Annotated in this window: 11 protein-coding genes; 4 read left to right on the top strand and 7 right to left on the bottom strand. The window is 71.7% G+C overall.

The features are described from left to right. Positions 1–69: 69 nt before the first annotated feature. The 5 genes from ACQ0O7_RS28760 to ACQ0O7_RS28740 form a co-directional block, all read right to left on the bottom strand. The gene (locus ACQ0O7_RS28760) at positions 70–321 is read right to left on the bottom strand and encodes a hypothetical protein (RefSeq protein WP_430786283.1); all 252 of its coding nucleotides are present in this window, start codon (positions 319–321) and stop codon (positions 70–72) included. A 156-nt stretch (positions 322–477) separates the two neighbouring features. Next, positions 478–2,466: a polysaccharide biosynthesis tyrosine autokinase gene (locus ACQ0O7_RS28755; RefSeq protein WP_430786281.1), complete on the bottom strand. Its 1,989-nt coding sequence runs from the start codon at positions 2,464–2,466 to the stop codon at positions 478–480. A gap of 164 nt (positions 2,467–2,630) precedes the next feature. Beyond that, complete coding sequence (locus ACQ0O7_RS28750) at positions 2,631–3,182, bottom strand: hypothetical protein (protein WP_430786279.1); 552 nt, start codon at positions 3,180–3,182, stop codon at positions 2,631–2,633. Between the two features lie 41 nt (positions 3,183–3,223). Beyond that, on the bottom strand, positions 3,224–3,529 hold the full coding sequence (locus tag ACQ0O7_RS28745) for a protealysin inhibitor emfourin (RefSeq protein WP_430786277.1): 306 nt from the start codon (positions 3,527–3,529) through the stop codon (positions 3,224–3,226). Positions 3,530–3,635: 106 nt separating this feature from the next. Beyond that, positions 3,636–4,556, bottom strand: coding sequence for a siderophore-interacting protein (locus ACQ0O7_RS28740; protein ID WP_430786275.1), 921 nt, complete (start codon positions 4,554–4,556; stop codon positions 3,636–3,638). Positions 4,557–4,713: 157 nt separating this feature from the next. On the opposite strand from ACQ0O7_RS28740, the gene ACQ0O7_RS28735 reads away from it, so the two are divergent. Continuing rightward, positions 4,714–5,184, top strand: a complete 471-nt coding sequence (locus tag ACQ0O7_RS28735; protein ID WP_430786273.1) for a response regulator — start codon at positions 4,714–4,716, stop codon at positions 5,182–5,184. A gap of 24 nt (positions 5,185–5,208) precedes the next feature. On the opposite strand, the gene ACQ0O7_RS28730 is transcribed toward ACQ0O7_RS28735, so the two are convergent. Beyond that, positions 5,209–6,069, bottom strand: coding sequence for a universal stress protein (locus tag ACQ0O7_RS28730; protein WP_430786271.1), 861 nt, complete (start codon positions 6,067–6,069; stop codon positions 5,209–5,211). 100 nt (positions 6,070–6,169) lie between these two features. Further along, positions 6,170–7,036, bottom strand: coding sequence for a LysR family transcriptional regulator (locus ACQ0O7_RS28725; protein ID WP_430786269.1), 867 nt, complete (start codon positions 7,034–7,036; stop codon positions 6,170–6,172). A 79-nt stretch (positions 7,037–7,115) separates the two neighbouring features. Here ACQ0O7_RS28725 and ACQ0O7_RS28720 point away from each other — a divergent pair, with 79 nt between their 5' ends. From ACQ0O7_RS28720 to ACQ0O7_RS28710, 3 genes are all read left to right on the top strand, one after another. Then, positions 7,116–7,751, top strand: coding sequence for a type 1 glutamine amidotransferase domain-containing protein (locus ACQ0O7_RS28720; protein WP_430786267.1), 636 nt, complete (start codon positions 7,116–7,118; stop codon positions 7,749–7,751). Between the two features lie 195 nt (positions 7,752–7,946). After that, the gene (gene glnII / locus ACQ0O7_RS28715) at positions 7,947–8,957 is read left to right on the top strand and encodes a glutamine synthetase (RefSeq protein ID WP_430786265.1); all 1,011 of its coding nucleotides are present in this window, start codon (positions 7,947–7,949) and stop codon (positions 8,955–8,957) included. Between the two features lie 38 nt (positions 8,958–8,995). Further along, entirely contained in the window at positions 8,996–9,754 is a 759-nt protein-coding gene (locus ACQ0O7_RS28710) for an N-formylglutamate amidohydrolase (protein WP_430786263.1), read from the top strand. The last annotated feature ends 18 nt before the right edge of the window (positions 9,755–9,772 follow it).

The following is a 9,772-nucleotide window of genomic DNA, read 5'->3' as shown; positions in this document are numbered from 1 at the left end:
TTGAACTGACCGAAGCAGTGGCTGGTGTTGAACCGGCCGAAGTAGCGGTTGGTGTTGAACCGGCCGAGGTCAGCGGTGTAGGAACTGGGCCAGGCGGCTACGGTTCTGGGCTGCGGCCCTGGCGGAACGGCGGCGGGTCAGCAGGACCGCGGCTGCTGCTGCGGCGGCCAGGACCACTGTGGTGGCGGTGGCCGACTTCTTGGGATTTCGGCGGACCGCGGCGGTGGCCTTGGAACTCGCCGTGGTCAGCGCCTGACGTGTGTTGCCGGTGGCCGCGTGGAGTTTTCCGGTAGTGGTCTCGATCGTCTGGTTCGTGGTCATCGCTCACCTCTCTAGGAGATTCGCCGGGTCGGGTCTGAGCGCTGAATCCCCTGGGAAAGCGGGACCCAACCCGGCGATGCGGTTCATTCACGCTCCAGGAGAGACACTAATCGGACAGTACGGTCGATGTTGTCCAAGAACTGACAGGACGGGCGGTCAGCCGCGGACCTGCATGGTCTCCGAAGGGGGAGCTTTCTCCGGCGAGCCGGCCTCCGGAACGGCGGAGGAAGTGGTGGAGAGAGCGGCGGAGGAAGTGGTGGAGAGAGCGGCGGAGGGGACGGTGGAAGGAGTGGTGGAGGGACCGGCGAAAGGGGCGGTGGAAGGAGTGGTGGAGGGGGCGCCGTCCACCGGCGAGATGGGCACGATCGCGGCCAGTTCCTCGTCGAGGTCGGAAGCGGCGTCCTCGGCGGAGTCCGGCGACGCATGGTCCGTGGAGAACTCGGCGTCATCGGCGGCCGGGGACGAGAGCACTTCCTGGGACGAGAGCACTTCCTGGGACGACAACGCTGCCGGGGATGAGGACGCTTCTGGGGACCCGAGTGCTTCCGAGGCCTCGTCGGACTGGGCGGACTCGGGGTTGGACGTGGCGGTGGCGTTGGCGGAGGCGTACACCGTCGCGGTCTGGGTTGAGCCGTAGATGACCGGGACGCCGACCGTTGTCGTGCGGGCGTAGAAGTCGGCGATCGCGGAGCGGTCGTTCTCGTCGCCGGTCTCCACCTCGACATAGGTGTGTGAGGTGACGCCGGGTGGTGCCACGTCGTCGGCGTCCGAGACGAGGCGGTCGCGGGTGAGCGGCTGGGGACCCGGTCCGGTGGAGTGCACGCGGGGGCGCGGGACTAGGCCGCCGGCGCTCTTCGGCGCGTTGACCAGGACCGGGCGGACGTTGTCGTGGGTGACCTCGGCGAGTTCGGCGAGGGCGCGCCGGACCGACTCGCGGCTGGTGCGGGTGTAGTCGCCGACCAGCAGGACCAGGTCGCTGAGCGCGGCCAGGGCGATCGCGTCGGCGGCGGTCAACACCGCGGCGGTGTCCACGATGACCACGTCGGCGTGCTTCTGGACGGCTCGCAGGACACGGGCGATCCGGGTGCTGTCCATCAGGTCGACGTGGTCGCCGTCGCGCCGTCCGGCCGGGATCAGCGACAGGTGCGGGACCTGAGTCTCCTCGATCACCCCGGAGACGCCGGTGTCACCGTCCAGCAGGGTGGTCAGGCCGTGGTCGCCGGGCACCTGGAAGACGTGGTGCAGGCGCGGGTTGCGCAGGTCGGCGTCGACCAGGACGACCGAACGGCCGGCCTGGGCGAGGGTGACGGCCAGGTTGGCGGCGGTGCTGGTGCGGCCCTGCCGGTCGCCGGGGCTGGTGACCAGGATCGTGGTGGTGCTGGTCGGGCGCAGGGCGGGCGCCAGGCGCGCGCGCAGGTAACGGTACGACTCGGCGGCCGGTGACTCCGGCTCGCGGAGGACCACGGGCGCCCCGGTGGACGTACCGCCGGGGCGTTTGTATCGGGGGACGGTGGCGACGACCGGGGTGCCGGCGAGTGCCGCGAAGTCGTCGCGGGAACGGATCCGGCCGCGGGTGCGGGAGCGCAGCAGGGCGGTGCCGGCGCCGAGCAGCAGGCCGGCGGCGAGCCCGGCGGCCAGGTCGGGGACGAGCGGGCGGGTCCGTGGGCCGGTGGCCAGGCTGGGTTCGCTGAGGACGGAGACGTCGGCGGGGCCACGGTTGCGGTAGGCGACGTACGCCTCGACCAGCGCGCGGGTGCGGACCTGGGCGCTGAACCGGTTGTCGGCGGTGTAGCGGATCCGCAGCACGCGGGTGTCCGGGACGACGTCGACGGTCAGGTCGCGGGCGAAGTCGGCGGTGGACGTGCCGACCCGGCCGGCGGCGGGGAGCAGCACCGCGTCGGAGAGGAGCACGGCGCGTTCGGTCCGGACGTCCGGGTCGGCCGGGAAGTACTGCGGGGCGGTGCTGGGCCGGACGGCGGGGGTGCTGGTGAGGCCGGCGTCGACCAGGATCGTCGCCTCGGACCGGTAGACGGAGGGCGCCTGCTGGTTCAGGGCGTACGCGGCGCCGATGGCCGCCGTCGTGACCACCAGTGTCCATGGACCGTATCGGCGCAGTAGTCGCGCGGATCGTCCGTAGGTCGTCATCGCGGAAGGCCTCCCCGTCGTTCAGATCTCAAGCCGAGGATTCTTCCACCGGTCGGTGGTCTCGCGCGTCGATCATTCCGGCGATATGTATCTCGTTGTTACGGCCATCAGCGCTTGCGGGATGTCGAATATGACGAGGATCTCCGCTGGTCAGCGGGGTTGGGTCAGCGGACCACGGTGAGGGTGGGCCGGCCCTGGCGGTCACTGTGCGTACGAGTGGCGCGTATGGCCAGGGGCGCCAGGAAGAGGACGGCGGCGAGGGCGGCGGCGCGCAGCAGTGCCGGGCCGACGTCGAATCCGGTGTCGGCGACGCCTTCCAGGACGAGGCTGGTGAAGGCGGTCAGCGGGGCGATCCCGGCGAGCTTGACCAGGGCGGCGCGGGGGCGGCGGAACCGGTCGCCGTGGCCGAGCCAGTAGCCGGGCAGGCGGCGGTCCATCACCATCGCGTAGAACAGGGCGGGCACCACGGTGAGGATCGCGACGACGGCGCACATCAGCAGGCTCGCGCCGTCCAGGGTGGCGCCGACCGCCGCGGTGGTGGCCAGCATGATGACGTCGAAGCGGCGCTGCCCGAAGCGGCCCTGGGCGGTGAGCCAGATCGCGGCGACGGCGACCGCGGGCACCGGGAACCACGGGAACGCGGCGCAGACCAGGAAGACCACCAGATAGGCGGCCACGAACGCGGCCGAGCGCAGGACGTACCGGGAAGCCGTCATGGTGTGGTTCGTCGGCGGGCGGCCGGGCGATCTGAGGGAATCTACGTGAACGGCTCGCTGGTCAGGAACCGCAGCAGCGGACGCAGTTCGGTGGGCACGCAGGGTTCGGCCACGGTGCCGCGCCACTGGCGCCCGCCGCACTCGACGGCCAGCTGGTAGCGGGTCAGGTCGGCCTCGGAGGCGGCGCCGATCTCCGCGCCCACCCGGGTGAGGTCGATCTCCTCGATCAGGCGGGCCAGCTGGGCGGCCTGATCGCGGGGCAGGGTCGCGGAGTCCAGGACGACTCGCATGGATCGTTCGGTGAAGCCGCCCGGTCGGCGCAGCTCGGCTCGTACTCGTGGGGTCACGTCTTCCGACGGTGGCACCGGGCCGACATGATCGCTGTCAGATCATGGGCACTGGCGGATGTCGATCCAGGGGGCACGCCGTCGCGCCGGGCGTGCCCCGGATCGGTCAGGACTCGGCCCGGCCGAGACGCCAGTAACCCATGAACGCCACTGAGCGGCGGTCCACACCGCACTCGGCGACCAGGTGACGGCGCAACGTCTTGATCACTCCGGCCTCGCCGGCCAGCCAGGCGTAGAAGCCGTCCGGGGCACTGACGGTCTCGTCCGGGACCTCCCACAGGATGCCCTCGTCGATGTCCACGTCCTCCAGGGTGGTGGTGGCCGCGGGGACGCAGTCGCCGATCAGCCTGGTGGCGACCTCGTGGACCGCCGGGATCACCTTGACGCCGTGCGCCTCGCCGTCGCGGGGCAGCCAGGTGACGGTGAAGCCGGGCGGGGCGGTGATCGCCAGCTGGTCGGCGCCCTCCGGAACCTCCAGCAGGGCGTGACCGACCGTGTCGTCCGGGAGGCGGGACAGGATCGAGGCGATCGCCGGGACCGCTGTCTCGTCGCCGACCAGCAGGATCCGGCGGGTGCCGGCCGGCGGGTGGAAGTCGATGCCGCCGGACGGGCCGCCGAACTCGGCGTTCGGGCCGAGGACGGTCATCTCCGAGCCGGGGACGGCGGCCACCGCCCAGCGTGAGGCCGGGCCGTTCACCCCGTGCAGGACCATGTCGACGTCGATCTCGCGGTCGGCGGCGCGGACATCGCGGATGGTGTACGTCCGGATCGGGTTGCGCTGCTCGTCGGGCAGCTCACGCCAGCGGGTGTACCAGTCGGGGCCGGTCGGCAGATGCGCGAAACCCGAGCCGGGCAGCGGCGGGATGAGCTTGATGCGCTGGTCCCAGCCGTTGTCGCCGAAGTGGGCCAGCTCGTCGCCGGTGAACGTCACCCGCAGGAAGTTGGGGCTGAGACGCTCGGTCCGGGCCACCTGAACCGGGAAGAACCGGAACGGGTGGACCTCGGTGGGCACTGCGGTCTGGGTCACGGTCGCCTCCCTCTTTAGGTAAACCTAACCTAACCGGTCGGTTCGGCCCTGTCACCATCGGCCCCCGATGCACCCGAGTAGCAACCGTCACTCTCCTGCGGTTGCGGGTGGGCGTGCCGATGAGTCCGGTCCAAGCGAGGCTGCGAGGAGATGACCCATGCCCTACATCCCGTCCGTACCGACCACGGCGCTCACGTTCAGTGATGCCGACGCGTTGCCGTGGTTCGCGGGGGACTGGGCGACGGCGCTCCAGCCGCCGACCGTCCTGATCGCCGACGACGACGGGGACGTGCGGGACCTGGTGTCGGTGAAGCTCCAGGCGGCCGGTTACCGGATCATCGAGGCCGACAACGGGCGCGCCGCGATGTCACTGGCCGTGCACGAGCGCCCGCAGTTGATCCTGCTCGACGTGTCGATGCCGGGGCTGGACGGGATCGGCTTCTGCTACGAGCTGCACTCGTCGCCGCAGACCGCGCACATCCCGGTGATCATCATCAGCGGCCGGGGCTCGCCGGCCGACGTGGCCCTCGGGCACACCGTCGGCGCCGAGGACTACCTGGCCAAGCCGTTCACCCCGGCTGAACTGCTGCGCCGGGTGGAGAGGCTGGTGCCGGTCCACCACCCGTGAAACCGGCGCGCCGTGGGGCGGGGCTCAGCGGGCGCCGTGGATGAGGGCGATGCTGCACCGGGCCCGGTGCAGCAGGTGCCTGCCGATCGACGGGCGCAGGGCCACCCGCAGCGCCCGGCGGGCCCGCGCCCCGGCCACCACCAGCTGCGCCCCGGCGGCCGCCTCGGCCAGCACCTCACCCGGCCCGCCGACCAGGATCTCGCTGGTCACCGGCACCCGGGGGAACCGGCCCCGCCAGAAGTCCACCACCGACCGCAGCCGGTCCCGCTCGGCGGCGACCGCGCACAGGTTGACGTCGGAGAGCATGTCGCGCCCGGCCGGCACCGGCCACGCGTGCACCGCGCGCAACGGCACCCCGCGCATCGCCGCCTGCTCGAAGGCGAACCCGAGGACCAGCCCGGCGGCGGGGGAGTCGTCCACCCCGGCCACCACCGGCGCGGTGTCCCGGGGCTCGCCGCGCACCACGACGACCGGGCAGCGGGCGTGCGCGCCGACCGAGGCGCTGGTCGAGCCGAGCAGCGCGCGCACCGGCGAGTGCCGGGGGCCGCCGACCACCACCAGGGACGCCTCGGCGCTGCGCTGGGCCAGCGCCACCGCCGCCGTGCCGTGCTCCACCCGGGTGCACAACCGGACCCCGGGATGGGTGGCCGACGCGGTCTCCAGGGCCTGGCCCAGCATCTCGCCGACCGCGTCGTCGGTGTCGGCGTCCGGGTAGACGGCGGCGGCCGGCATCATCGCGGCGGCGGGGACGTAACTGGGCCACTCGTACGCGTACAGCAGCTCCACCGTCGCGTCCGTCCGCTGCGCCTCGTCCAGCGCCCACCGGGCGGCCTTGCGCGCGTCGGGCGAGCCGTCATAGCCCACGACGATCCTCTGAGTGGCCACGTCGCCGCCTCCTAACGCCATCCTCCCCTGATCGTGGTCGGCGAATGTCCCGTCGGCAAGGGCCGTCGGTCGGCTTTCCCGGATGACCGGGCCCGCCGTCCTACCAGGAGGGCCCGGCAGTGCGGAGGGTGTCGTGGACCAGGCGTACGTGCGGGTTGGTGGACGTGCCCGGCAGGCGTACCAGAAAGCTGGTGTTGATCGGTGGGTCCTCCGGGTCGTGCAGCAGGGTCAGAGCGCCGGAGGCCAACTGCTCGGCGCACAGATAGCGGGGCAGCACCGACCAGCCGGCGCCGGCCAGCACGGCGGCCAGCACACCCCGCAGGTCGGGGATGACCACCGCCGGGCTCACGGTCAGGCGGCGGCCGAAGACGTGCCGCCAGTAGCGGCGGACGATCGGGACGTCTTCCGCGTACGCGATCAGAGGCGCCCGCTCCACGTCCAGTGGCGCCGTCGCGACCAGCACGAACTCCTCGTCGGCCAGGACCGTCGCGGACAGTGCCCGGCCCTTCGGCCGGGTGGTGGCCAGGACCAGGTCGAAGCGGCCGTGCCGGGCCCCGTCGAGCAACTCGTCGGTGAGCCCGGCGGTGATCCGCAGCCGGACGCCCCGGGCCACCAGCGGCGCCAGGGCGGGCATCACCCGGGTGGCCAGCAGTTCGGCCGGCCCGGCCAGGTGCACCGGTTCGGGCGGGGTGGACGGCTCGGCCGGGGTGAGCGCGCGGGCCAGGTCGTCGAGCGGTCCGGCGATCCGGGCGGCGAGCTCGTCGGCGACCGCGGTGGGCCGCACGCCCCGGGCGGTCCGCTGGAACAGCTGGCGGCCGGACTGCTGCTCCAGGGCGCGGATCTGGCTGGTGACGGTGGACTGGGACAGGCCCACGGCCCGCGCGCCGGCGGTGATGGCGCCGGCCCGGTACACCGCGAGGAAGGTGCGCAGCTGATCCAGGCTGCCATCGGAGAACCGATCGGTCACACCGAGGATTCTATTGGTGGGCCGATGGGCAAGCGATCTACGGTCGTTCCTGACACCGACGAGACCGTAGGAGATACCGATGGCGAAGATCCTGTTCGTGATGAGTGCCGCCGGCCACTGGACGCTGCGCGACGGCACCCGGCACACCACCGGCTTCTGGGCGGAGGAGTTCGCCGTGCCGTTCCGGATCCTGACCGAGGCCGGGCATGAGGTGACGGTGGCCACCCCGGGTGCGGTGGCGCCGGTGGTGGACCCGGCCAGCCTGGACGGCGCGGAGGCCCCGGTGGTGCCGGCGCCGGTGGACCTGGGCACGGTGGATCTGGGGGAGTACGCGGCGGTCTTCTACCCGGGCGGGCACGCGCCGATGGAGGACCTGGCGGTCGACCCCACCTCGGCGGCGCTGGCCGGCAAGGCGATCTCCACCGGGGTGCCGCTCGGGCTGGTCTGCCACGGGGTGGCCGCGCTGCTGCCGGTGGACCCGCAACTGGTGGCGGGCCGCCGGGTGACCGGTTTCAGCAACGCCGAGGAGAGCGCGGCCGGGCTGGCCCCGAAGGCGGCGTGGCTGCTGGAGGACCGGCTGATCGAGCTGGGCACCGACTTCGCGGCGGGACCGGACTGGCAGCCGTACGTGGTGGTCGACGGTTCGCTGATCACCGGCCAGAACCCGGCGTCGTCGGAGGAGGTCGCCCGGGAACTGCTGCGCCGGATCGGATGAACCCCCCGGAAAGGTGACTAAAAGCCACTGAACGTAACCGGGATCACGCTTCCGAGGTGCGGGAACGGAAACATGGATTTTATCTGCGGTGGATAGCATCCTCGCGCTCCACCTGGTTTTAGTGAGTGTTTATCGAGCTTTTCCAGGATGAGCTGGTGTACGCCCCGAGTACCCCTTTTGAGGAGAAGACGAACAATGGCGGTTAAGGCCGAATACATCTGGATCGACGGGACCCAGCCCACCGCGAAGCTGCGTTCCAAGACCAAGATCCTGGCCGCTGGCGAGAAGCCCGGCATCTGGGGCTTCGACGGGTCCAGCACCAACCAGGCGCCCGGCGACAAGTCGGACTGTGTTCTCCAGCCCGTCTTCGTCTGTCCCGACCCGATCCGCGGTGGCGACAACATCCTGGTCCTGTGCGAGGTCGAGCTGATCAACGGCGAGCCGCACCCGACCAACACCCGCGCCGCCCTGCGTACGGTCGCCGAGAAGTACGCCGACCAGGAGTCGATCTTCGGCATCGAGCAGGAGTACACGTTCTTCAAGGACGGCCGCCCGCTCGGCTTCCCGGTCGGCGGCGGCTACCCGGCCCCGCAGGGTGGCTACTACTGCGGCGTCGGCGCCGACGAGGTCTTCGGCCGTGAGGTCGTCGAGGAGCACATGGACGCCGTGCTCGCCGCCGGCCTGCACCTGTCCGGCATCAACGCCGAGGTCATGCCCGGCCAGTGGGAGTTCCAGATCGGCCCGGTCGCCGCGCCGCGGGTCGCCGACGAGCTGTGGGTGGCCCGCTGGCTGCTCTACCGCATCGCCGAGAAGCACGGCATCTCCGCCACCCTCGACCCCAAGCCGGTCAAGGGCGACTGGAACGGTGCCGGCGCGCACACCAACTTCTCCACCAAGGCCATGCGCGAGGGCTACGACGCGATCATCGCGGGTGCCGAGGCGCTGGGCAAGAAGCGCCAGGAGCACGTGGACGGCTACGGCGCGGGCATCGACGAGCGCCTCACCGGCCTGCACGAGACCGCCCCGTGGACCGAGTACAGCTACGGCGTCTCCGACCGTGGCGCCTCGGTGCGCATCCCGTGGCAGGTCGAGAAGGACGGCAAGGGCTACCTGGAGGACCGTCGCCCGAACGCCAACGTCGACCCGTACGTGGTGACCCGCCTGCTCATCGACACCATCTGCGGTGCCGCGGCCGGCGACAAGTAAGCAGTCCCGCCGAAGGCCACCGCGCGTATCCTCGTGCGGTGGCCTTCGACGTTCTGCCCGGTGATCCGGGGTCTCCGGTGATCCTGCACGTGCCCCACGCGTCGCGTGCTCTCGTCGAGTCAGGGCTCTACCCGGACGTGTCCGGCGAGTTGGATCACCTGACCGACGCGTACACCGATGAGATCGCTCTTCTCGCCGCCGACCTGACCGCGATCCGGCCGTGGATCTTCGTCAACCGGCTGTCCCGGCTGGTCGTCGACCCGGAACGGTTCACCGACGACGAGATGGTCCAGGTCGGCATGGGACCGGTCTACACCCACGGACACGCCGGCGGGCGGCTGCGCGACGACGATCCGGAGCGCGACAAGGTTCTCCTGCGAGACCATTTCCGGCCGTACGCCGAAGCCATGACCGCCCTCGTCGACAAGCGGCTGACCGCCACCGGCCGGGCCTACGTGATCGACGTGCACTCCTATCCGACCGAGCGCCTGCGGTACGAACTGCACGGCGACGGGCCCCGGCCGCCGGTCTGCCTCGGCACCGACCGGTTCCACACCCCGGCCGGGCTGGTCGCGGCCGGTCGCGCGGCGTTCCCGGAGAGCGCCCTGGACAGCCCGTTCGCCGGCTGTTACGTGCCGCTCAAGCACTATCACCGGGACCCGGCGGTGCGGGCGCTGATGATCGAGATCCGGCGTGATCAGTACATGAGCGAGCCCGGCGGGCCGCCCCACGCCGGCCTGACCGCGATCGGCCGCGCCCTGGCCGTCCTCGTCGACCGGCTGCCCGCCACCGGGTGACCCGCCGTGGCACCGCTC

The sequence above is a fragment of the Actinoplanes sp. G11-F43 genome, from assembly GCF_050589265.1.
GTDB lineage: Bacteria > Actinomycetota > Actinomycetes > Mycobacteriales > Micromonosporaceae > Actinoplanes.
This window is presented reverse-complemented; position numbering and strand designations above follow the sequence as displayed.